Consider the following 23287-nt stretch of genomic DNA (forward strand, 5'->3'; position numbering starts at 1 on the left):
GGCGCGGACTTCAGGTGAAAATTTGTTTGTTGTCTTGCTCATATCGGCTCCACTTTCTCAGAAGTTGGAGCCTCCGGCAAACCCGGTGCGGTTCACGTGACTGAAGTCGCGCCGCTTCAACTAATCTGGAGTCCAGCGTCGACGTATTGATGCGTGAAAACGACATTTTGGCGCTGGGAGCGATGGATGTCATCCGTAGCGAGTTCGGCCTAGGAATTCCGCAAGAGCTGGCGATCGTCGGCTTCGACAATATCGGGCTCGGCGGCGCCCCCGCCTATGGACTGACAAGCTGCCAACAGCCCGCCAGCGAGATGGTCGACGCCATTGTCGAAATGATCACCGGAAAGCGCGACGCCGAAATGGTTGTCATCCAGGAGCGGTTTGTGCCGAGGTCATCCGCATGAAATATCTGGGACCGTCCAAGTATCGCCTCGCACTTCTGACCATGATCGATGGCGGTAATAGCATGCGTAGGACTGTACCGAACCGATTTGCATGTTCTTTCCAAGCTGGTCGAGATCACCCGATACTTCCGTTTCCGAGATTGGCTTACCTTGCGTGCCAGGTATCGGTTCGTTGAAACGCGCTCCTCCAGAGGTGCAGAGACCGAGTGCCAACAAGGCGTGACTGTGACATGGCGTCTCGTATGGCCGCAGCAATGGAAGTGACGGATTGTTTCGCGTTTCGCGCTTCGCTTCTTGCTGTTCTTGCCCCGCAAGCGGGGCAAGAACATTGTCGCTAGATAGCTGGTTTTTCTCCGCCGATCAGGCAACTTCCTCTGATAGCCGTTCAAAGATCGGTTTCAGCCGCCGATGGCGTCCGACCGGCGGATGCTCTATTTCGACGAGGCGCCCTGATTTCTTCTGGCGCTTCAACCAGTCGCGCAGGGTCTCGGCGCTGGTATGATCAAGATAGTGCAGGCGGGCACCCGCGATCCTGATCTTACGACCCTCGGGAAGCGTTTCCAGCGTGTCGAGCAGGACAGGAACGTCCTTGCAAGTCGCCGCGCCGACGAGGTCGAGGTGGATGGTTTCCTCATCCTCCGACCTGTCGATGGCAAGTTTGCGACGGAGGTGCGGAAGGATTTCCAGTATGGACAGCGCAAGGCCGAGCGCCACGCCGACGAGCAGGTCCTGAAGCACCACCATCGCCACCGTCGCGGTCCAGATTCCCACGGGAACCCAGCCGTGATGATCGAAGAGGTGCCGGACGTGATGGAGACTGATCAGCCGCCATCCTGTCACAAGCAGCACCGCGGCAAGTGCGGTCAGCGGCACCATCGCGAGCAGCTGCGGCAGAAATGCCACCAGCCCAAGGATCCAAACGCCGTGCAGAACGGCCGACGCCCGCGTCCGTGCGCCAGCCTGAATGTTGGCGGACGATCTGACGATGACACCGGTAATCGGCAAGGCGCCAAGCAGACCGCAAAGTCCGTTGCCGATGCCCTGGGCAAACAACTCCTTGTTGAAGCGGGTCCGCACGCCATCATGCATTCGATCAACGGCGGCGGATGACAACAGCGTTTCTGCGCTGGCGATCACCGCGATGACCAGCGTCGCCACGATGATACCGGGCTCGACCATCCTGGCGAAGCCATCGAGCGTCGGCAGTGTAATGCTTTCGACGAGAGAGGACGGCACCTCCACTCTTGCGATCGGCAGCTGCATCCCGACCGTCAATATCGTACCGGCCGCGACCCCCACCAGGGCACCGGGTACCAGCATCAGGGACTTCGGCCTGAACTTCTCCCAGGCGATCATGGCAAGCAAGGAAATCAACCCCACGAGGAGGGCGACCGCTTCACGCGTCAGCCCCGCGCCCCATACGCGAGCGAAAGTCTGCTCCATGGCAGTGACGTTCTCAATGCCTCCGGCAGCGGGTCTTGCCCCCATAAGCACATGGATCTGGCCAAGAATGATGAGGATGCCGATCCCGGCGAGCATGCCGTGGACGACCGCAGGCGAAATCGCCCGAAACCACGAGCCGATCCGCAGGAAACCCGCGAGGACCTGCAGCAATCCCGCCACGATGAGAACCGGCCCGAGCATGGCAGCGCCATATTGCTCGACGAAGCCGAAGACGATCACGGCTAAGCCCGCCGCCGGCCCCGACACCTGAAGTGGGGATCCGGCCAAAAGGCCGACAACGAGGCCGCCGACTATGCCGGATATGAGGCCCATGGCCACAGGAACTCCTGACGCCACCGCAATCCCGAGGCAAAGCGGTATGGCGACCAGGAACACGACGAGCGACGACGCGAGATCGCGCGAAAGAACAGAGCTGGAAATCATCGGGCTACTCCGCGGCTTGCGGAATCACATGCGGACGACCACGACCCTTAACCGCGACAGGCAAGGGCCTGTCCTCAAGGATCTCGGTGAAGCGAGCGGCCGCACCGTCATAGACGAGTACCTCCCCCGTCTCGATATCGAAGAACCACCCGTGCAGGGTAATGTCGTTGGTCGCCAGCTTGGCGGCGACGGAAGGATGCGTGCGCAAGTGATCGAGCTGGACGACGACGTTTTCCATCGCGATGGCGCGAACCCTTTGACGCTCGGACAGGTCGACGGGGTAGGCTTCGCAAACAATCGAATGGGCAGCATGACTATGCTTCAGCCAGGCAGCGACGTTCGGCATCGGCTTCAGAAGATCGGGATGGCAAAGCCCTTTCATCGCACCGCAATCGGAATGCCCGCACACGATGATATCACGCACGCCGAGTGCTACGACCGCATATTCTATCGCCGATGATACACCGCCATTTGCCGTGGAAAAGGGAGGAACGATATTTCCGGCATTGCGGCAGACGAAGAGTTCGCCTGGGCCGGACTGCGTGATTGTTTCGGGCATCACCCTGCTGTCGGCGCAGGAAATCATCAGCGCTTGCGGCTGCTGTCCCTCCTCTGCCAGCTTGCGATAAAGTGCCTGATGGTCGGGAAAGACGGCACCGCGAAAGCTGGAGATCCCTTTAAGCAAATCACCCATTGTCGAGTCCTTGTGTTGGGCCGGACGGCAGGCAGGGGGCGTACCCATGCCCGGCGGGTTGGCATGCGCGATCATTTCGCACTTGCGAGATAGGTAAAGTTGCCGGCAAGAAAATAGCCGACACGGAATGATTGTAATGTAATCTATAAAAATCTTGTGAGTGGATTGTGAAATGATTTTAGTCGACGCCCGCTTATCGTGATGGACGTTGAAATCTCAAATTCGTTTCGGTGAAAGCGTCTCTGGGTGAGATCCAGAGAAGCGGCAATTGTCCGCTGTTGAAAGCATCCGAACATCGACCAGCAGATCGTAAAGCGCCTGATTTCAATGTGATAGGCTGCCCCAACCCATAGCGCGCTGTAGTTCTGGATGGAAGTAGGCGGCCATCCGCGGGCGCCGGCGACTACCCAGTGTCCGACTTCTTTGCCGTCGGGGCTGATCCCGCGTTCGACGTCGTCATCGGAAATCCTCCCTATATCCGATACCAGGACTTTACCGGGGAAGCCCGCGCCCGTGCCCGGGAGGCGGCCATCAGGGGCGGCATTTCTCCGACGGGCCTCGCCTCGAGTTGGGCAACATTTACGGTGCACTCTGCATTGTTCCTGAAGTAAGGCGGTCGCCTGGCCTTCGTCTTGCCCGCCGAATGGGATCGAACCGGCGTTGGCTAATCGTGAAGCACCTGATAGATCATAGACCGCCGAGTATGAGGTGGCACCATCTTCAGAGAGAACCGCGGACCGACCGGAGAGCTTTAATGGGCTGGAAAACACCGAAGATCGAATACGTGAATGGCTACAGGATCGTTGAAGTTGAAGGGCCTTCGTTCAAAGTCTACGATAACGACCGTCAGCTCGGGGACGATTTCCCCTATCCCGGCGAAGCGGCTGCCTACGCAACCTCTTTGCCAAAACGGGATCATCCACGGAACAAGATTTGACCAGCTCCCAACTTTCTTCACCGCTGGAACGGCTTGGGTGGTCTGAATTCTTCGCAGACCAGGTCCAGCCCAGCGAAGCGGACTTGATCCCCAGACGCATCGCTTCAGTTCACCGGGCCCGCATCGAGGCGATCGATGTCACCGGGCCGGTCGGACTGGCGTTTCCATCCAATACCAATACTGGTGACTACGCGGTGGGCGACTGGGTTCTTGCCGATTCACTCACTGACATGCTTGTCAGACGTCTCGACCGAAAAAGCGTCCTTCAAAGACGCCCGGAAGGCGGACGTGGCCAGCAACTTGTTGCCGCCAACGTCGACACCCTGTTGATCGTGACCTCGTGCAACGCCGATTTCAATCTTGCTCGGCTGGAACGTTACCTGATCATGGCCACGCAGGCCGGGATCAATCCGGTGATTGTCCTGACGAAGGCTGACACCGCGGACGATGCCGACATGTTCCAGGCGCAAGCCGAGGCTTTGCAGCGCGACCTGCCTGTCATTGCCTTGAATGGGCGCTCCGCGGATGCCGTTTCCCTGTTGAGGCCTTGGTGCGGCATTGGCCAGACGGTCGCGCTGGTGGGATCCTCTGGTGTTGGAAAATCAAAGCTGGTGAACACCATGACTGGGCCTGAATCTGACACAAAGCAAAAGACAGGCACCATCCGGGAATACGACGCGCAGGGCCGACACACGACCACAGCGCGATCCCTACATGCAGTTTCAGGGGGCGGGTGGGTTGTCGATACGCCGGGAATAAGAACGCTTACGTGAGCGATGTTGCCGACGGTATAGACACCCTCTTTGCTGAGATAACCGAACTGGCACCGCTTTGCCGCTTTCGCGATTGCACCCATGCCCATGAACCGGGGTGCGCGGTGCAGGCAGCTGTCGCAAGCGGTGCCCTGCTCGCCGATCGCCTGGAACGCTGGCGGAACCTGCTTGCAGAAAACCGCGACCGGACCCCGGTCGTGAGTGGACCCCGCGGCAACAAGATCGTTCGCAAGAAGAAATATTGAAAGTGTTGACGTTTGCGACGGTGCTCATCGTCGTCAACCACGATCCGCCACCAGAATTGGCTGGGCTTTGGTGATAGCGTCAGCGCTCAATGAATGGGATTGCGGTCAAGAAGAAGACCCTGCAAGCGGCCGCTCCCGCTCGTGAGGGATAAGTCTTTGAACAACCAAGATATAAGGCGCGGTCGCAATCCTTGCCTCTCATCGATGAGGAGGAATGAGATCCTCTTAATCTCGATCGTGATCACACCTGCGGTGTCGTGGCGACGATAATTCCCCGAATCGATTGCATGGAATCCATTTTCCACCGCCCAGGCGGCTATCATGTCCGCGTTCATTAAGGTCCTGCTTTAGAAGATGCGGACTTGCTTTCCCTAGCAGTCCGCTCGTGCAAATCGGTTTGCAGTCCTACGGATACCGTAACTGAAATGCTCTAGACCAGCCAAATCCATCCAAGATTGCAGTTGCCGCTTAGGTGTTGCGAGAAAGACTCGGAGCAATCATTGTCAATCGGTACGACGGAGCCGGGCCCCGCCCGCTTAGCTAGTGCTCCTGAACAGAAATGAACACCCACTCGTTCGAGAGCGCCTGCGCCGCTGATCAACCGTATATGGCTTCAGGCCGGACAACACCTTCGCTTCGGCCGTTCTTGAAAATTCAGGGGCTGTCCAAGGTGCGAGGACTGAGATGTTGCACTCCCTGCAGTGAGATCACTGAGCCGGTGAGATCAACACGACAGTTGGGAAGTATGACGCCGATTACCTCTTCACCAGGTCTTCCGTCACCAGTGCGCCATCCCCGAGATCAAATGGATGCAGGCGTTCGTTGAACTCAGGACAGCCGCTTTCGATGCAAAGCGGAGAGGGCTGCGGCATCAAGGACCGGAGCAACTCAGTGGACGACGGTGATCACCGGAATGCCAGCTTCATCGGCGGCACGGATCAGCGCTTCTCGCGCGTCCTCAGCCGAAATGTCGCCATGGATGGCGTCCTGGCACGCCCTGATCGCGATAAGATATTCCTCCCCGTCGTCGATGGGCCAGCAAGCCGTCAACATATTTGCCGCCTCCCAAAGGCTCGCGACAAGCTTGTATTTTTCCGGCCCATTCACAGCGAGCATCAGAGGGGTAAACTCTCCGATTGTGTGCCACTTCATAACGTTACGCCTCCCCACGGTAAATATATTAGTAACCGTGCAAGAACCGTTCCGGGTAGGGTGGCGGGCATGATCCATGGCTCACTTCAAACGAAGCGACCTTAAGTTTGTCGAAGGATGCCGGCCTCCTTCGCCGCAGCCGCAAACGCAGATCGCGCTTCCGCATCGGGAACAACGCCACTCGCCGCGTCCAGGCATACCTTCCACGCTGTCGCATAGCTCGCGCTTCTGTTGTCGGGCCAGTATTTCTTCAAGAATGCGACCGCCTCTCTAGCGTTCCTGATGACGTGAACACGATCATCTATCTTCAATTCGACGTTCGCGTCCCAGATGCTGATCATGGCGTCCTCCGTGGGGCAGGCTTCCCAGAAACGTATATTAGGAAGATCTGTTCCAAGCGGACGATCCCGCCGAAATTTTGGAGGGCGGCAGCCCAAGAGCCTATTGGCAGGGCTTCGAAGTGGCGCGAACGTTTCAGTGTGCGACGCCTGGTTCCTCGTGTGCCCTCACGATGGCGTTCGCTTCCTTGCCGTATAGCTCCTCGAAGTGATCGAAGGTCTTGGAAAAATAACCAATGCCTTGCGTCGCCGAGCGCAACGCCCGGGCCAGATCGTCAAGTGCGCCGCCCGGAATGAGTGCCCGGAAGATGTCCCATCCCTTGGCGGTTTCATCCCGGTCGAAGCCCAGAACCTGACCCTTGAGAGCGGAGACGATCTGGACAAGGCTGCCGGAATAGATCGACGGAATGTGAATGTCGCTGCGGAAGACCGGTTGCATTAAAACGGCCGCCCCTTCGGAAAGCGCCTGTCGCACTCCCATTTTCGACGCAGTTCGGAAAGCGTGTTCCGAACTGTCGACGGCATGGTGCTGACCATCGTACAGCGTTACGCCGACATCGATGACCTTGAAGCCTAGCGGCCCTTTCTCCATCGCTTCGCGCGCGCCTGCTTCGACAGCAGGGATGTAGTTGCGCGGAACGACGCCACCCTTGACGGTTTCGCTAAAGGTGAATCCCCGGCCGCGCTCATTGGGGCGAATGTTCAGCTTCACATCCGCGAACTGTCCGGCACCGCCTGTCTGTTTGCGGTGACGGTAATGAACCTCAGATGGTTTCGCAATTGTCTCGCGGTAGATCGGGCTGGGCGTTCGATCGGTTACGTCGATATGAAACACGTCGGACAGGGTTCGGCAGAGATCGCGCAGATGCACCGGCCCCTGGACGCAGACGAGATGGGCGCCGGTGCTCTCTTCCTGCAAGACCGTTAGGCCGCGATCCGTCTCGGAAAGTTTTGCCAGCGTTTCGGAGAGCTTGTTTTCATCGCGCTCGCTGCCCGGGACTAGGATCCTTTCAAGCATCGGGGTGGGCGGCTCCGTCCACTCAGGCGGGGCGACCACCGCGCTTGATGTCAACAGCGAAGGGACGGGCAAGTGGTCGGACTTGACCGTCGCGAAGACATCCCCCAGCGCAGGCACAACCGCCGAATTGGACTTCCCGTTTGCGAGATGCTGTACGGCGCCGAGGTTGGAGCCGCCCAGTGATGCGCCCTGCCGCAGTCCCTCGCCAAGCGCGCGCACGAGCACTGTCTTACCGACATTCTGGCGATGATAGGCATGGAAGCTCACGGCGGTCAGCTTGTTTTCATCGACATTGCCCCCGCGAGCCAGGCGCTGTCGAAGAACCCCCACCGGCGGCGCCTCGTGGCGCAGCGCCTTCATCAGCCTCATCATGCCGTTGCCGTGACTTGCGGCACCGATCAGGACCGGAATAATCCTGTTTTCCCTGAGAACCCGCGATGAAATGGCATAGAGCGCGTCGCTGGGCGGCTCGCGATCTTCGATCAGTTCCTCGAGAAGCCAGTCATCGAATTCGGACAGGTGTTCCAGGAGCTCGCTGCGCGCTTCGTGCTCGCGCTCGGCGGCGCTTTCGGGGATTGCGATCAGCGCCGAAGTCTGGCCTTCCCGGTAGCGCCACGCCCGTTCCGAAATCAGATCGCAACTGCCTATGATCCTATCCCCGTCGCGGATCGGGATCTGGCGAAGCAAAAGCGTGTGGTTGGCGTAGTCTTGAAGCGCGGCGATCACGTCCCTCAGCCGCCCTCTCGGTTCGTCCATCCGGTTGACGAAGAGGATGCACGGCGTCTCCGAGTTCTCGATTACGCGCAGATAGGGCGCAGCGAGCACAGCCTCCTCGGGTGCCGATGAAACGCACAGGATGCAGGCGTCGCTGGCAAGAAGCGCGTGCTGTGCATGCGCCAACGCTTCGTTGGGTCCTGGCGCATCCAGCGCACACCACGCCTCGTTTCCAAAGGTGAATTCTGTGAGGTTCAATCCATAAGGGGAGCTGGATTTTCTCGGCGCCCCCTCCAGGGAGCCGAGCTTTTCCACGACTGTTGATTTTCCGGTCTGCGAGGGTCCAAGCACGGTGAAGCAGCGCATCGGCAATCCTCCAACTGCCATAAACACAATTTTCAGCCATCATAGGATGCCCTGAACCGCTGCAAGGCGCCAGAGGTGTTCATGGCGGCGTGCTTTATCTCGGCGCCCGACCATGGAACGCTTGATGATTGACGATGTTGGGGCGCCATGACCCCGATTTCACCTTTGGAAATACCGTCCTATGCCGCTCTTCTTCCGACGAACGAAAAACCCTTGCCGAGTTCGAGGATCAGCGCACGCAGATGCTGCTAGACAACGCGCATTTAGGCGATGCATCCATTGCAACTCCCTAGCCTCTCATCCCCGGACGACATTGAATTAGGAGCCGGAAACTGTGTAAATTGGAAAAAACCGAAAACGGGATTTGCAGTGTCGCCCGGCTCCTTCAGGACTAAGGTTGCGAGGTCGCAACTTTGCAAAGGGCAACATGCTCTCTCTTGATGTCGTCCGTCAAAGCCGGCGGAATTTCGCTTACACCGCAACTTTCTGTCGGTGTATCATCGTTGCGGATTGGTGCTCTCTTTCTTCCGTTGAAAAAGTTGCGAGGTCGCAACTTTTTAGAAGCTCCTAGAGCCCTTGCTGCCGCACAGAAGGCGCTCATCTCCAGCCCACTAGGGTTTAAGGATTCATTAACCCTTATTTCCTTGCTAACCATTGCGACTCGGGGCACTTCGTCCGTCAGATTTTCGACGACAACTTGGCCGGGCGGTCCAGCGAACGCAGGCAATGCATTTTTCGCGTCGTATCAACAATCGCTTCGGCGAGGGCACCAGTCCGAGGCTCCCAAAGATGAGGGAAGGTCTCAAAGCGCTTGGTTTGGACAGCGACACAATTCTTCACCATGCCACACCACGTTTGTTTTACGCCTGTGAGCTTGGTGGCGGGGCAAGAAGGCGCTTTGGAAACTCGGTGACTACTTACACGCTGTCCGCATGGACGGCCGTTCGCCGTACGACCAACGTGTGCAAGCGAACGCTTCCGCGTTAGACGCGGTGGTTTGGCATCAAGCGCCGGACTCGCCCCGGTCACCAGCTTCGCTGAACCGTAGATGGCCAGCCAGGACGAGGGAACTATGGTCTAGGCTATGTTGGCGACAAGACGCTCTGTTGCGCCAAGCCCACGATCCTGTGCCGGCCACTGCCCTCGGGTTCCTCCTCTTTTGTTCTTTTGGTGCTAGCGTCTGTGGGACAAGACCTGTTCAGGCTTCCACACTTTTTATCCGCCAGTGAAGCAATGAGATAATCCGGCGTTGAGCGCCACAGAAATGAAATTGCTGGTATCGTCAACAGAGTTGAAACGGTTCTGATCTGCCGGAGTTGTTTGACGTAAAACATCTGTTCCGAGCGGAAGTCCTACCCGCGATCGGACCGGCTCCGCACCCCAGGAGCTGATGCGGACCAGAGTGAGGCCTGCAGGGGGTCGGCGCGGCATCCGCCGGCCCCTGTTAAGTCAGGGAAGGAGCAGATCGTGAATTATGAGTATGGAATGACGGTTTTCTACGATCCGGTGATTAAAAATGTCATTGTGATCTTTCGTGGCAAAACCACAATTCTTGAAGGCCCCTTTCAAGACCTCCGGACAGGGGTGACTGCTGGAGAAAAGTTATGCATGGAACTCGGATGGCAATCAGATATTGAAGAAACGCCAGACACGTCAATCGACTGATCTTGCAATAGAAAGCCGGGACGCCACAGCGTCCCCTATCTACATTTTCGGCAGACGCACCTTATCGATGACATGGTTGACGCCATTCGACTGCTTGACATCAGCGACCGTCACAGTAGCACTACCCCTAGGTTGTCAGTAAGGGTGATCTTGCCCATGCTTCCTTGGCCCTGAACACATAGCCGCCGACCGTGCTCGACATGGCATCGGTACCAATCACGTGGCAGGTCAGCAGCTTTACAAGTCGAGCCTCATTCTCCGGCTTTGGAAGCGTTTCCACCGTGCCCTCGGAGCGCTTCGAACGCTTCCTTGGTGCACGCGAAGACTGTGAAAGGTCCTTTGCCTTTAAACGCTGAAACCAAACCCGCAGCCTTTACAGCGGCGACGAGTTTCGTGTGATCCTTGGAGTTGGCTGCGTTCTCGGAAATTGGTCTAGTATTTTAAAGCAAGATCGAGATTTCAGATATTTACAGTTCAAAGGCGCCTTACTGTGCGCTTCTCGGCGTCGTGATTTCTATTGACCATCAGATGCCCAACAGAGGTTGCAGCCAGCGCACAAACCTGCTTTTGAAGCGCAAAGGCGCGTCAGTGACGGCAATACAAATGCAGTCTTTTCCGGCGCTGGCACGTGGCTGATGCATGAGATCGCCATCTGCCATTTCGACGTCGCCTCGCGCGAACGTCGAGACTTCATCGCTGAAGCTGCCATCGAGAACAAGCGTCAGTTCGGAGCCGTCGTGGGAATGTTCCGGAACGGGCTGACCGGCAGGAATCTTCAGCAATCGAACGGTCGTCGTATTGTCGTCGGTCGGTATAATCATCTGCGCTGCGCCGCGGCCCAGTCTGCGCCACCTCAACCCGCCAGCTCGCTCTATGTAAGACCTCAGGGGCTCGGGGTAAATGTTGTTGGCGGCCGTGTGCTTCTTGATTGGCACCACTTTCTCGATCTCACCAGCTTCAATCGTCGCTCGGAGGCTTTGCCAGCTTGCTGTCACGTCGTCTTCGCCTGCGTCTTCGGATTCGAGAAAGTAGCCCCCAACGTTTTCGAGCATCGCAAGACTTGCGCGGCATAATGGGCAAAGTGCGAGGTGGGTCGCAACTGCGACGCTCCAACCCTCCGCCAGAGTCCCGGCGGAGTAGTGCAGGAGCATATCGTCATCCAGATGGTGTTCAATCATTTGGCATCGTCCTGAATCGCCATCCGCAATTTCTCGCATGCAAGCCGTATCCTCGATTTTACCGTTCCAAGTGGGAGGTTTAGTTTTTCTGCTATCATTGTGTGGGTCAGACCGTCGAAGAACGACATCCGAAGGACTTCCACGTACTTCTGTTTCAATGTGAGCATTGCATTATGCAGCTCCTGCGCGTTCTGTTGCCGCTGTATCTTGACGTCAGCTGCTTCCATCTCATCTGGCACAAACGCGGGGTCGTTAATGTCGAATTCCGGATGGGCACCTTTGCGGGCAGCATCGATCATTTGATTTCTCGCAATCGCAAATATCCAGGTCGATGCCTGCGCTTTTGATGAATCGAACAGCGCCGCCTTATTCCAGACGCGCATCATGGTTTCCTGGGTCAGTTCCTCAGCGAGTATGCGATTGCCTCTCGTCAGACGGACCATGTAAGAGCGGACGCGCGGGCAAAAGTGCCTGTACAGAATTTCGAATGAGTCGATGTCGCGCGACTTTCCCACGGCCGACATCAATGAATTGATCCGCGCGGCATCCAATTTTTGCTTCTCTTCCCCCAAGGCGCCGACCTTTCGTTCCAAACCCGGCGTGCGCCAGGCGACTGCCTTAGCACAGTTCCCTCGACGTAATCCGGATCGGAGCGGTAATTGCATGTTCATGACCTGAATTACGCGTGCGAACCTGAGCGGATCAAAAAAGCGACGTGAATAATTTAAACACGCTACGGATCATCTGCCGATGCGAAGTCAGATATCCCCTACGGAACCTCACCACATCTTATCCAGTGTTCCCACAACTCGCTGCGTAATCCAAAAAGCTGCGCCGGCTGAAACAGCCGATAAGGCGCTACCCCAAAGCAAATCGGCCATCGTTAAAGTCGTCGACCAATTTTTAAGCGTCGATTGGTTTGTCAAGTCGTAGGTTGCGTACGCTGTGAAGCCAACGGCCGCGCCGTATAGTGCGGCCGTGACCACGGAGCCAGACATCAAGCCTGCCCTGACAGCCAGAAACGTCAGTCCGGCCGCGTAGGTGAGGTAAAAGGCGACGGCTGGAGCCAGCCTGAATTCAGGGGCCAGAATTTCGCCCAAAGTCGGGCGATAAAGGCGATCTGCCATGCTGCCAAGCCATACGAAATCAATCGCTACGAAAACAATCAGCGTTGCAAGATAAGCGACAATATAGGTTTTCACATTTTTTCTCCTTGCAAATCCTGCGCCTCAGTCAATGCGCGTCCAGTCCATAGCTTTGCAAAGCAAACCAGCGACCACACAGCCTTTCGTGGTCATCCTGTTGCCGTCGACGGTTACCGTCAGCTTGTAGCTCAAGTTACGCTGCGGATCGAAAGCAGTGCCCGAATAGCTACCCTCGGCGTCTGGTTTTATCGACATCACAAGCTTGTCGCCTTCCTTCTCCTTCGGCGTCCCCGGCTTGATCCAGGTGTTGACAGCGCAGACATCCGAACCGCAAGGCGCGATCTTCACCTTTGCGTTTCCGTCTCCGCGCGCCCACTGACCGCTGATGTCAGCAGCCCCCGCCATGCTTGCAGCCCCAATAGCTAAAACTGCGACCATCGGCATCATCGGGTTCATTCCGTTTCTCCTCAAGGTGCGATTCAAGCATGTTCGATCGTGTAAAGGCCGACGTCGATGCTTCCTTCCTCAAAACCAGCCTGGCAGTAACTAAGGTAATAATTCCAGAGCCGTTCGAAGCGCTCGTGCCGAAAGCCCTGAGATGTCGGTTCCAACGACGGCTATATTCCGGCGCCGTCCGCCAGCGTTCCGACTATCAAATTCCATATAGCCTCTCGGTGTGAGCGGTTGCCGACCCTGATGCATGGTTTTCAGACCGCCTCTACGAGGAGGAACTCAGGTTAGTTTTGCTGGCCGCACAATTTTTTGAGAATTTTCGCGGCCCGGGGGAAAACTGATCGGTGTGCAAGGCCGTAGAGAAACTCGTTAGCAATCCACCCCGATGGAAAAAACGATGGATTTGTCTCTTTTAGTTCTCATCGCGATCCTATTGTCGCTTGCGATGGTAATCGCCTGGGCAATTCAGCGTGTCACGAGCTTGAGCGGCTGGATCGACACGATCTGGTCCGCCGCGGTAGGCGTCGGCGGTATGACCGCAGCGCTTTTTTCGAATGGGGACCTTGATCGTCGCATCGCCCTCATGACTATCATCGCCGCATGGGCACTGAGGCTCGGCGGCCATATCGGTTCACGTACCAGAGGCGGTAGCGAAGACCCCCGTTATGCAAGACTTATAGCAGAGTGGGGTGATAGCGGTGCGTGGCGACTATTCCTCTTTCTCCAGATCCAGGCGCTAGCGGCATTCGTGCTCGTGCTGGCGGTCTATCTCGCAGCGAACAATGGGATGGCGTTCCCAGGTTTCGCTGATGGGATCGCAGCCTTGATCGCTGCTGTAGCGCTGGTTGGCGAGGCGATCGCCGACGTGCAGCTGGCGCGCTTCCGGAAAACACCACAGGCGAAGACAGAGGTCTGCGAAGCAGGCCTATGGCGCTATTCGCGCCACCCCAACTATTTCTTCGAATGGCTCTTCTGGTGTTGCTGGCCACTTTTCGCGATTGCGGCGCCAATCTCGAGCTGGCTGTCGATCCTCGCACCGCTGCTGATGTATTGGCTGCTCGTTCATGTCTCCGGCATCCCCCCACTCGAAGAGCACATGCTGCGCTCGCGCGGCGAAAAGTTCCGCGACCTACAGACCCGCGTCAACGCCTTTTTCCCAGCACCTCGAAGACAGCGCCCACAAGGAGATGAGCGATGAATGTGATGGCTTTCGCTATCAAGACTGCTGAGCGAGCCCCGCTCAGCGACAGCATAACGCTCGCAGGCATCGAGCTCCTCTGCAACCGCACCAAGCGCAGACTGGCGGCGACGTCAGCTGAGGGCGAGAGGATCTTTGTCGACGCGATGGGGCATTTTCCGGTCGCCACGCATACTGACGAGGCCAACCGCCAACATTATGAAGTGCCATCCGCGTTTTTCGCGCTGGCGCTCGGGGCGCAGAAAAAATACTCATGCTGTCTATACCCGACAGATACCACGACGCTTGACGAGGCCGAAACCTTTGCTCTTGCCGAGACCGTGAACCACGCCGCCATCGACGATGGCATGAGTATTCTTGAGCTCGGCTGCGGCTGGGGCTCGCTGTCGCTCTATCTCGCCACGCATTTCCCGAATTCGCGCGTCACCTCCGTATCAAACTCCGCCTCTCAGCGAGCGCATATCATTGCCCGCGCCGAAGCACGCGGATTGACCAACCTGAGCGTCATCACCGCCGACATGAACAACTTTGACGCCGACCAGCGTTATGACCGCGTCGTCGCTGTGGAAATGTTCGAGCACATGTCGAACTGGCGGGCGCTTTTAGAGCGGGTGCACCGCTGGATCGAGCCTGACGGCAAGCTGTTCCTGCACATCTTCACGCACAAAGACCGATCATATCGTTTCGACCGCGCTGACCCTGCCGATTGGATCGCCCAGCACTTCTTCACCGGCGGCATCATGCCGGCCCATGATCTGCCGCACCGTTTCGGCGATCTGTTCCAAGTGGAAATGGAATGGCGCTGGTCGGGCATACATTATCGCCGCACTTCTCTTGACTGGCTTGCCAATTTCGATCGGCACATCGATCGCATCCAGCCAATCTTAAGGCAGATCTATGGCCGGGACGCGTCTCTATGGCAGCGCCGTTGGAGACTGTTCTTTCTTTCGACAGCTGGCATGTTCGGCCATCACAGGGGAGACATCTGGGGTGTCGGCCACTACCTTCTGGGGCGAACACCATGATGGCAGTTGCACCTGCAAATCTTGATCCATTGACAAAGGCTTCCGTGACGGTCGTTTGGGTCATCCTCCTGAACAAGCCGTTTTACCCGCTATACATTTGGTATTTGGTGGGTGATGGCGTGGCAGCTTCGCTTGGCACATTAACCGCAGCGCCGCTCTTTCTGGCGATCCCTTTTATAGCCCGGCGTTCGCCGCTATCGGCAAGGATCGCGCTTCCGCTGGTCGGTACGTTTGACACTCTGTTCGAAACGAAGCTCTTTGGACAATCCTCTGGTACTGAGTTGTTTCTGGCGGCCTGCTTAATGCTCGTTGCAGTCTCATTTCGAGAAGACGAACATTGGTGGCAACGTGGAATGGCTGTCCTCATTTTCGCCGCCTTCGTGTTTTCGCGGGGTTTCATCGGCGCGCCGCTGCACGTTTGGACGCAAACAGACCTTGCGATGCTCCTCAACTTGAACGCGTTCGCCGTGGCTAGTCTGATGGCCTTCGTAACGCTGCGGTATGCGGGAACTTCACGCCAGTCGAGGCTTTATTCAGCGGTGCCTGAGCACCCTACACCGGGGAGGTATTCATGAAACATTGTCTCAATCGTGCGGGTCGGCTTCTGCTGGCGGTGCTCTTCATCCTTGGCGAAGCCGCCGCTGCGTACGCCACACCCAACGTGATTAAAGTGGGACTGGATCACTATCGCGGGACATGGCTGGAGGTCGGCCGGACACCGATGTTCCTGACCGACGGCTGCGTTGCGGGCTATTCGAGCTACCGACAAGGCAAATCGCCAGATGAAATAATCATCGAGGACGGTTGTAAAGTCGACACGCCCCAAGGTCGACTGAAGACCGTCCGCGGCACCGGGACCATCCAGGATTTCGGGACAACAAATGCGAAGATGCAGGTCCGATACCCCTGGCTGATCACTTTCAACTATTGGGTTTTGTATAAATCTCCTGACAAATCCTGGTTTATCAGCGCCAACCCGTCGATGACGAACCTGTGGATTTACTCCAGGAACGTTCCCTCGAAAAACAAGTTGCACGGCATGATAAAGAAGGCGAGCGAACTCGGCTATGACGTTCGCAAGCTTGAGTTTCCGCCGCAGTGACGAAAGAAACAGACCGGTCGCATATCCGATCGCGCGCGGATGTTCAGGAGAAAACAGCGCTATGACCTCAAACCGCACCACCAGCGCAATGATGCTGTGCCTGTTTCTCCTTGTCGTCATCGGGGTCGGGCTGGCGATCGGCCTAACCATTCAACCAGGGGCTTGGTATGCCTCGTTGAACAAGCCGTTTTTCAATCCGCCGAATTGGATTTTCGGTCCGGCATGGACCGTGCTCTATATCCTGATTGCATTCGCGGGCTGGCGCACGTGGCTTACCGAGGGTGCCAAGGGCCGGACCATGACGGTCTGGGGAGGGCAGATGGTCCTGAACTGGCTTTGGACACCACTGTTCTTTGGAGCGCATGCGATGTCTTTGGGCCTGGCGATTATCCTCTGCCTACTGATTTTCATCGTTGGTTTTATTGCGATAGCAAGAGATAGAGTCGCGCGTCTTTGCTTCTTTCCCTATGCGCTATGGGTGGGATTTGCTTCCGTCCTGAACGCGTCTTTGATTTGGCTGAACGGCTGAAACGCCATACCAAAATATATCCGACAGGTGGCCTGAGCACTGGTTGCAGGCGACGGAACAAGTCAACAGGGTCCGCGCTAAATCGACTGTCGCAATCACGACCTCTTCACCAAATCCAGACCACCAGCGTATCCAGAACGATCTGACAGTTGCGCTACTTTGCAGATCGGCAGTTTTGATCCGCAACCCGGCATGGGACGTAAGCCAAGTCGCATATTAATTCCGGAGAGATTTATGGATGCTATTGTCACCAATGCATGCCCGGTGGCTGCCTCGGAACGTCCAACTCAACATCAGGCTGAGGAGGCGGTGCGTACGCTAATACGCTGGGCCGGAGACGATCCATCACGCGAAGGTCTGCTTGATACTCCGAAGCGGGTGGCAAAGGCTTATCGCGAACTCTTCTCCGGATACGCAACGGAGCCTGAGGATGTGCTTTCGAAGACTTTTTCCGAAGTCGGTGGCTACAACGAGATGGTGCTCGTCAGAGACATCGAGTTTCATTCCCATTGCGAGCACCACATGGTGCCGTTCCATGGGATTGCTCATATCGCATACATTCCCGAGCAGGGCGTGCTCGGTCTTTCAAAAATGGCAAGGCTTGTCGATCTCTATGCCCGCAGGCTGCAGACCCAGGAAACCATGACTGCTCAGATCGCGAAGGCTCTTGAAGAAAGCCTACGCCCGAAAGGCGTCGCCGTCATGATCGAGGCGGAGCACATGTGCATGGCGATGCGCGGCCTCCGGAAGCAGGGAGCCAAGACGCTCACGACCGCGTTCGCGGGACAGTTCGAAGCTTCTGCATCGGATCAGGCGCGTTTCATAATGCTGGCCCGCGGTTGAAACCGGCCTCCTGACGAAAATGAACGCAATCTGGAGAACACCGGATGACCGAAACGCTGATGCGATCATTAGATGCGGGGTATTCTGCCTTGGTCATTGGAGCCAGCGGAGGAATCGGAGATGCTATTTCGAGGCAGATGGAAAGGGACAACAACTGCGCCAAGATTGCCCGACTTTCTCGTCAAGAGAACGGGTTCGACCTTACGGACGAGAATTCCGTGCAGCGCGCGGCGGACATGCTCAAGTCGAATGAGTTTGATCTCATCATCTGTGCCACGGGTGCTTTGACCATTGGCGGCATGGGACCGGAGAAGTCGATACGCCAGATTTCGCAAAATGCCATGATGGCCCAGTTTGCCGTCAACGCCGTTGGACCCGCCCTCGTCGTGAAGCACTTCGTCCCGCTGCTCGCAAAAAAGAAGCGGGTAATTCTTGCCCTTCTATCGGCGCGGGTGGGATCGATCGGCGACAATGCGCTGGGAGGCTGGATTTCATATCGCTCGTCGAAGGCCGCGCTTAACCAGATCGTTCACACAGCCGCAATAGAAGTGGCCAGGGCGAACCCTCTGTCCCTGCTTGTAACCGTGCATCCCGGGACCGTCATAACTCGATTGTCCGATCCATTTTCATCGGGCCACCGGCGTTCAAAGCCTGATGAAGCCGCCAAGCGCATCTTGCGGATGCTGGACGATTTGACACCACACCATACGGGCGGCTTCTTCGCATATGATGGAACAACCATTCCTTGGTAGCCGCATTTGGTCCGACAATCTCAACGCCACGGTCCGTAGGTATTCGCGCAGCGACGCTCAAGTGACGATAATGCGCCGTGGCAAAATATCCGCAGCGTTTGCGGAAAAGCTCTCCGGTGCGTGGTCTCTGCCTCCGGTTCCTCGGCTGTAAGCATCGCTCAACATAGACACTGGACAAGGCAAGAGCCTTTATCATCCAAACGGCTTTGGCGCGGGTGTAATATATCGGCCTCCAGACCATCCGAATTTCACCAGTTCCGTATCGAACAAAGATAGGAGTTGGAAAATGCAACAGATGTCATCAAATGCGCTACCCGACGACAACGGCTTCTTCGGAAAGTTTGGAGGCCGCTTTGTCGCGGAGACGCTTATGCCGCTGCTCATGGCGGTGACCGAGGAGTGGCAAGCGGCCAAGACCGACCAATCATTCTGGGACGAGCTGGACGAGTTGTCCCGAAATTATGTTGGTAGGCCCAGTCCGCTTTATTTTGCCGAAAGATTCACCGCCAGGCTCGGCGGCGCGCGCATCTACCTGAAACGGGATGAATTGAACAATACCGGCTCACACAAGATCAACAATTGCCTCGGTCAGATCCTTATCGCCCGGCGGATGGGGAAACAGCGCATCATCGCGGAGACGGGCGCAGGTCAGCACGGTGTCGCAACCGCTACGATGGCGGCGCGGTTCGGGCTCGATTGTGTCATCTACATGGGGGCGACAGACATTGAGCGGCAGGCTCCTAACGTCTTCCGGATGAAGCTGCTTGGAGCGGAGGTGCGCGCCGTGACCTCGGGAAACGGCACTCTCAAGGATGCCATGAACGAGGCGCTTCGCGACTGGGTCTCGAACGTCGAGGATACCTACTATTTGATCGGAACGGCAGCCGGTCCCCATCCCTATCCAGAGATGGTCAGGACCTTGCAGTCGGTGATCGGCAGGGAAGCGCGTGAGCAGATAATTGGGTATGAGGGCCGCCTGCCTGACCTTCTGGTCGCAGCTATCGGTGGTGGTTCGAACGCGATCGGCCTGTTTCACCCGTTTCTCGCCGATAGTCGCGTCTCCATGATTGGCGTTGAGCCCGCCGGGAAAGGGCTCGATACATCGGAGCACTGCGCATCCTTGACCAAAGGGAAGCCCGGCGTCCTCCACGGAAACCGCACCTATCTTCTGCAGGACGGTGACGGACAGATCAACGGGGGACACACGATTTCTGCAGGCCTCGACTATCCGGGTGTAGGACCGGAGCATGCCTGGCTGAAGGAAAGCGGACGCGTGAGCTATGCGTCGGCCACGGACGCAGAAGCTCTGGAGGCGTTCCACTTCTTATCGACGGTGGAAGGCATCATTCCGGCGCTGGAGCCATCGCATGCCATTGCCGAGGTCATGAAGACAGCAAAGCTCATGGCGCCAGACAAGATCATTATCGTCAATCTCTGCGGCCGCGGCGACAAGGACATTTTCACGGTGTCCAACCTGTTGAAACGAGAGTGACAATTGCGGAGGCACCCATGTTAACAAATGCCGAGATCATGCGCTTCGTCTTCGGCCACTTGATGCTCGATAGGGTCCTTGAGTGCGGGAGGCCGTCAGTCTTCGTAGGCGGCCTTCCGCGATATAATGGCCGATCAGCATTCGCTCGACATTGAAGGAATGACCGCCCCATCACTGGTGGTCTAACCTGCGAGGATAATTTTCATCCCCGGATTTCGACACCTCTTCAAGTGCATAACCGATCGCCATCAATCCGGAGCTCGGCACGACATAACTCTCGGACAACTTGGACTGAAGCTCGATATCGAACCGGTCGTGGTGACTGCGTGGTATGGCCTTGAACATCTTTTTGGTCTCAGCGGCAAACATCGCAAACTCTGCGGTACAGTCGTCGCAAAGGTCGTCCAGCGCCGGATCAAGTTTCGTCTTGAGTTCCATGAACCTCATTTCGTCCCGCACGAACCAACGAGGCCGACGCAACCGCTGGCCTTTCACGCCACGAGCGCTCTCCAACCATCGAGAGCGCCGGTCGGCCGGTATTGCAGACTGCGGCCACGTCGGTGCGGCGCCACCCTCCCCGACGGACCGGCAATCGTTAACGCGCACAACAAAATCGCAATTGTCGACGATCGCAGCTTCGCAGCAACCGAAAGATCCGTTTCCAACTTGGATACTTTCGCGGCATGCGGCCCTGTTTTGAATAAGCAATATTACGGGCGGCTGGTCAAAGCAGATCAAAACGCCGGTACACGAGAAAACGAAAAGCTTTTGATCCAAAGCTTCGAATCCACGTAGTCACTACAACATATTTTGATCATCGCCAGCCCTTGATCGCATTGAGGAGGCAATGTGGAGGATACAAACGCTGAGACCGAGACTTCGCAATGAGATGGAGGACGCAGATGAACGCTATGCAGAAAATCGTCATAATATCGATAACTTCTATTATCTTCTCGGCATGCTCGACCTACAACGGATCTAGCGCGATATCTGTTGCATCTCACAGTAATTCTCCTGCTAAAAAATTCTCGGAAAGACAAGGATGCGGCATTAAACCAAATATTGAGGGAATGATGCGTACATTATGTTACTAGTAGGATACATTGACAGAATACGCGTGCATCTCGCTTAAGCTTTACAGGCTTCAGCCATCCAATAGCTTAATCGAATTTTCTATCTTAGGCCTCTCTATCCGAAGCCTCATGAGGTTTGCGAGCCAAAATGCGTCAATTCTGGATGGCCGGCGCGGTTGGCGGTTCATGGGGAGATTTTTTGGGCCAATTGGGGACAGAATCAATCTGCTTCGGGCCGGCAGCCGCCAACAAAATGTCCTGCTCTTGAAGGGATCGGGACCAACGGCCCGTTTTTCAGAACTAATATCAATGAAGACTCCACGCCTACAATGCTTCTCCGCGGCCGCGCCTGGGATGACTGGAGGTCATCCATGCCGCCTTCAAGTGGCTTTCCACGACATCATCATGGCCGGAGATGGGTAGAGTTTCACGGTGCCGTTTGCTTGGCTTTCGAAGCGGAAGACAGGCTACTCTCCAAACGGAAGTTCAATTTCTTCGCGGTTTCTTTTTGCCCCCTCCATTAGCACCGTGTTGAGCCGCTCGGCATCTTGTGCCGGCAGCATTCCCGCCCCGGTTCGAATACCTTCTTGCCACGCAGGCCCGCGCTCCCATGCTTCGTTGTAGACGAGCGCCAAGTCGGCAGATCGCCTTGTCTGCTGCAGGGCTTCAACGAGCAGCGCAGCTTGATGAACATCCTTCTCTCGCTTCGCCGGCCCCTGCCCGTCAGTGTGTCGGCGGCTGGCGACTATGAGCTTATGGACCGCATACCGGGACGGATCAGGGACGACGACTGGGACACCGCTTCGGTGGAGCAGCATTGTCCTGACGGGCTCCCTTATGAGGAAGTCGAGAAAGCGTAGTGGATCCGCGCCGGCGCCACCAAGGGCAGGCATCTTCGCCGGCTGGTCGATGTAATCATCCGAACCACGGTTCGACGTCAGGAATTCAACCCTGTAGCCGTCGGCATTCTGAAACGCCGACGAGGCCGCGGATCCGGATCGGTGTGGAACTGGCCGGAAGCTGGCGTCGACGCCCTGCAGCAGCTCAACGATCGGAGGCAGACTGTCTTCAACCTCCCGACTGATGGCATAGTCCTGGGCGATATCCGCATCGCCGGTCAGGATCGCAGCCATGGGAAGGCGGACGCCCAGCAGTCCTGAGTAGCATTGAAAGGCCACCGTGCCGATGAGAACACCCCGGAGCCGAAAGAGACCGCCATCGGCAAGAGCCTCGACGATGTCGCCCGACATGGCGTCAGGGGCGATCATCCCGCCTTCGCGGGTCAGGCTATTTACCAAGCGCCTTCGAGCGCGTAGATCGTCCTTGTCCCGCTTATGATCAGCTACGCGTTGCGCGATATCGGGATCATCAGCAGAACCGACGTAACGCCGTTTGGTACCACCATGTCCATCTGGGATGTCGAAGTACCAGTACTTGCGCCCCTTGATGTTTGCCGGGGTGAACCGACCCTCAGGAGGGAAATCGGCCGTCCAAGCGGCGTCGAGCGAGCGCTGACCCAGCTCGGCGAGCATGGTCTGATACATGAGGTCGATGGACTTCATAAGCTCGACTCCGGTGTTATACTGTTCTTCAAAAACAGTATAACGGTCGAGAGGGTAGGTCACAAGATAGGATGCTAGCTTTCGCCTTGAAGGGAGTCAAACCGGCGGCGCCTCACGTTGTCGTAGCGTAGCGTCAGGGATTGCGACAGCGTGCGAGCTTCTTTCCTACACATGGATCCAGGTTCTCATGATCGGCCAGCGGCCGGTGCATATCCTTAGGATTACGCGGCTGCTTGCCGAACCGGGAATTGAAATCTGCCATGAATTCCGGCGCATAAGCGTTGGCTGCCTCAATCGTATCGATGCCGCGAAGCCGCAACTCCTTGACCAGCCGATCCTGCAGCGTCTGGTTGGCGCGCTCCACACGGCCTTTGGCTTGCGGGGTGTTGGCGCAGATAATGTCGATGTTCAGCTCATAAAGCGCCCGACCGAACTGTGTCAGGCCGCTCGTCCGGTCTTTCTCAGAAGCATGCGTACTGCGGAAAACGCCATGCTTGTCGCTGTAGAACGCCAGCGGCTTGCCCCATTGCTGCAGATAGGCCTTGGTCGCGTGCAGATAGTCGAATGTATTCTCCGATCCGGCAAACCGTAGATGTAGCAGCTTGCCGGTGGCGTCATCGATATAGTCGAGTAGGGCGCATTTGGGGCCGCGGTTCTCGAACATGGAGTAATCGCGGCGCGATCGTCTGCGGCTTTTGGTCTGGCGAGGGTGGTTGCCCCCGATAAGATGGAAAAACGGGCT

At 56.9% G+C, this 23287-nt stretch carries 23 protein-coding genes and 5 pseudogenes; 13 read left to right on the forward strand and 15 right to left on the reverse strand.

The genetic code is table 11. The features are described 5' to 3' along the window. Positions 1-131 precede the first annotated feature (131 nt). A pseudogene (locus tag FHX10_RS34645) lies at positions 132-404 on the forward strand (substrate-binding domain-containing protein); the annotation flags it as partial. Between the two features lie 360 nt (positions 405-764). Here the strand turns inward: FHX10_RS34645 and FHX10_RS34650 are convergent. Beyond that, positions 765-2291, reverse strand: a complete 1527-nt coding sequence (locus tag FHX10_RS34650; RefSeq protein WP_127429997.1) for a SulP family inorganic anion transporter — start codon at positions 2289-2291, stop codon at positions 765-767. Between the two features lie 4 nt (positions 2292-2295). Beyond that, positions 2296-2985, reverse strand: coding sequence for a carbonic anhydrase (locus tag FHX10_RS34655; protein WP_028757993.1), 690 nt, complete (start codon positions 2983-2985; stop codon positions 2296-2298). A 410-nt stretch (positions 2986-3395) separates the two neighbouring features. On the opposite strand from FHX10_RS34655, the gene FHX10_RS34660 reads away from it, so the two are divergent. The 3 genes and pseudogenes from FHX10_RS34660 (at position 3396) to rsgA (ending at position 4940) form a co-directional block, all read left to right on the forward strand. Then, on the forward strand, positions 3396-3596 hold the full coding sequence (locus FHX10_RS34660) for an Eco57I restriction-modification methylase domain-containing protein (protein ID WP_244604753.1): 201 nt from the start codon (positions 3396-3398) through the stop codon (positions 3594-3596). Between the two features lie 143 nt (positions 3597-3739). Further along, the gene (locus FHX10_RS34665; RefSeq protein WP_028756950.1) at positions 3740-3922 is read left to right on the forward strand and encodes a hypothetical protein; all 183 of its coding nucleotides are present in this window, start codon (positions 3740-3742) and stop codon (positions 3920-3922) included. Beyond that, a pseudogene (gene rsgA, locus FHX10_RS34670) lies at positions 3919-4940 on the forward strand (ribosome small subunit-dependent GTPase A). The gene FHX10_RS34665 and the pseudogene rsgA overlap by 4 nt, the downstream one beginning before the upstream one ends. Before the next feature lie 86 nt (positions 4941-5026). Here the strand turns inward: rsgA and FHX10_RS35400 are convergent. From FHX10_RS35400 to FHX10_RS34685, 4 genes are all read right to left on the reverse strand, one after another. After that, positions 5027-5275, reverse strand: coding sequence for a hypothetical protein (locus tag FHX10_RS35400; protein ID WP_028756948.1), 249 nt, complete (start codon positions 5273-5275; stop codon positions 5027-5029). Between the two features lie 553 nt (positions 5276-5828). Further along, entirely contained in the window at positions 5829-6092 is a 264-nt protein-coding gene (locus FHX10_RS34675) for a DUF982 domain-containing protein (protein WP_028756947.1), read from the reverse strand. Between the two features lie 101 nt (positions 6093-6193). Beyond that, positions 6194-6433, reverse strand: coding sequence for a DUF982 domain-containing protein (locus FHX10_RS34680; RefSeq protein ID WP_063476242.1), 240 nt, complete (start codon positions 6431-6433; stop codon positions 6194-6196). Between the two features lie 133 nt (positions 6434-6566). Continuing rightward, the gene (locus FHX10_RS34685) at positions 6567-8528 is read right to left on the reverse strand and encodes an elongation factor G (RefSeq protein ID WP_127429995.1); all 1962 of its coding nucleotides are present in this window, start codon (positions 8526-8528) and stop codon (positions 6567-6569) included. A 1485-nt stretch (positions 8529-10013) separates the two neighbouring features. Here FHX10_RS34685 and FHX10_RS34690 point away from each other — a divergent pair. Continuing rightward, entirely contained in the window at positions 10014-10193 is a 180-nt protein-coding gene (locus FHX10_RS34690; protein ID WP_210294536.1) for a hypothetical protein, read from the forward strand. A 39-nt stretch (positions 10194-10232) separates the two neighbouring features. Here the strand turns inward: FHX10_RS34690 and FHX10_RS34695 are convergent. The 6 genes and pseudogenes from FHX10_RS34695 to FHX10_RS35745 form a co-directional block, all read right to left on the reverse strand. Next, positions 10233-10633: pseudogene (locus FHX10_RS34695) on the reverse strand (fasciclin domain-containing protein); the annotation flags it as partial. Positions 10634-10717: 84 nt separating this feature from the next. Further along, positions 10718-11371 carry a ChrR family anti-sigma-E factor gene (locus FHX10_RS34700; protein ID WP_127429994.1) on the reverse strand — a complete coding sequence of 218 codons (654 nt, stop codon included), beginning with the start codon at positions 11369-11371 and terminating at the stop codon, positions 10718-10720. Continuing rightward, complete coding sequence (locus tag FHX10_RS34705) at positions 11368-11895, reverse strand: sigma-70 family RNA polymerase sigma factor (protein WP_049812552.1); 528 nt, start codon at positions 11893-11895, stop codon at positions 11368-11370. The genes FHX10_RS34700 and FHX10_RS34705 overlap by 4 nt, the downstream gene beginning before the upstream one ends. A gap of 255 nt (positions 11896-12150) precedes the next feature. Then, complete coding sequence (locus FHX10_RS34710) at positions 12151-12573, reverse strand: DUF2177 family protein (RefSeq protein ID WP_127429993.1); 423 nt, start codon at positions 12571-12573, stop codon at positions 12151-12153. A 27-nt stretch (positions 12574-12600) separates the two neighbouring features. Further along, positions 12601-12972, reverse strand: coding sequence for a DUF2147 domain-containing protein (locus tag FHX10_RS34715; protein ID WP_127429992.1), 372 nt, complete (start codon positions 12970-12972; stop codon positions 12601-12603). Positions 12973-12995: 23 nt separating this feature from the next. Further along, a pseudogene (locus tag FHX10_RS35745) lies at positions 12996-13097 on the reverse strand (SAM-dependent methyltransferase); the annotation flags it as partial. A 269-nt stretch (positions 13098-13366) separates the two neighbouring features. On the opposite strand from FHX10_RS35745, the gene FHX10_RS34720 reads away from it, so the two are divergent. The 8 genes from FHX10_RS34720 to trpB all read left to right on the forward strand — a co-directional run bounded on the left by FHX10_RS34720 (position 13367) and on the right by trpB (position 19910). After that, positions 13367-14167: a DUF1295 domain-containing protein gene (locus FHX10_RS34720; protein WP_127430151.1), complete on the forward strand. Its 801-nt coding sequence runs from the start codon at positions 13367-13369 to the stop codon at positions 14165-14167. Continuing rightward, positions 14164-15192: an SAM-dependent methyltransferase gene (locus FHX10_RS34725; RefSeq protein WP_127429991.1), complete on the forward strand. Its 1029-nt coding sequence runs from the start codon at positions 14164-14166 to the stop codon at positions 15190-15192. Before FHX10_RS34720 ends, FHX10_RS34725 begins: the two co-directional genes overlap by 4 nt. Continuing rightward, positions 15189-15767: a hypothetical protein gene (locus tag FHX10_RS34730; RefSeq protein ID WP_127429990.1), complete on the forward strand. Its 579-nt coding sequence runs from the start codon at positions 15189-15191 to the stop codon at positions 15765-15767. The genes FHX10_RS34725 and FHX10_RS34730 overlap by 4 nt, the downstream gene beginning before the upstream one ends. Then, positions 15764-16294, forward strand: a complete 531-nt coding sequence (locus FHX10_RS34735; RefSeq protein ID WP_028758878.1) for a lipocalin family protein — start codon at positions 15764-15766, stop codon at positions 16292-16294. Before FHX10_RS34730 ends, FHX10_RS34735 begins: the two co-directional genes overlap by 4 nt. A gap of 61 nt (positions 16295-16355) precedes the next feature. Beyond that, positions 16356-16823 carry a TspO/MBR family protein gene (locus FHX10_RS34740; protein ID WP_028756936.1) on the forward strand — a complete coding sequence of 156 codons (468 nt, stop codon included), beginning with the start codon at positions 16356-16358 and terminating at the stop codon, positions 16821-16823. Positions 16824-17057: 234 nt separating this feature from the next. Then, positions 17058-17666, forward strand: coding sequence for a GTP cyclohydrolase I FolE (gene folE / locus FHX10_RS34745; protein WP_097596437.1), 609 nt, complete (start codon positions 17058-17060; stop codon positions 17664-17666). Between the two features lie 44 nt (positions 17667-17710). Then, the gene (locus tag FHX10_RS34750; protein ID WP_244604751.1) at positions 17711-18418 is read left to right on the forward strand and encodes an SDR family NAD(P)-dependent oxidoreductase; all 708 of its coding nucleotides are present in this window, start codon (positions 17711-17713) and stop codon (positions 18416-18418) included. A 286-nt stretch (positions 18419-18704) separates the two neighbouring features. Next, complete coding sequence (gene trpB / locus FHX10_RS34755; protein ID WP_097596436.1) at positions 18705-19910, forward strand: tryptophan synthase subunit beta; 1206 nt, start codon at positions 18705-18707, stop codon at positions 19908-19910. 171 nt (positions 19911-20081) lie between these two features. On the opposite strand, the gene FHX10_RS35405 is transcribed toward trpB, so the two are convergent. The 3 genes and pseudogenes from FHX10_RS35405 to FHX10_RS34770 all read right to left on the reverse strand — a co-directional run. Further along, a complete protein-coding gene (locus FHX10_RS35405; protein ID WP_244604750.1) occupies positions 20082-20348 on the reverse strand; it encodes a hypothetical protein in 267 nt (88 codons plus the stop codon). A gap of 1102 nt (positions 20349-21450) precedes the next feature. Continuing rightward, the gene (locus FHX10_RS34765; protein ID WP_028759043.1) at positions 21451-22545 is read right to left on the reverse strand and encodes a GSU2403 family nucleotidyltransferase fold protein; all 1095 of its coding nucleotides are present in this window, start codon (positions 22543-22545) and stop codon (positions 21451-21453) included. A gap of 113 nt (positions 22546-22658) precedes the next feature. After that, positions 22659-23206, reverse strand: a pseudogene (locus FHX10_RS34770) (ISNCY family transposase); the annotation flags it as partial. Between the last annotated feature and the right edge of the window lie 81 nt (positions 23207-23287).

This window comes from Rhizobium sp. BK591, assembly GCF_014195045.1.
GTDB lineage: Bacteria > Pseudomonadota > Alphaproteobacteria > Rhizobiales > Rhizobiaceae > Rhizobium > Rhizobium anhuiense.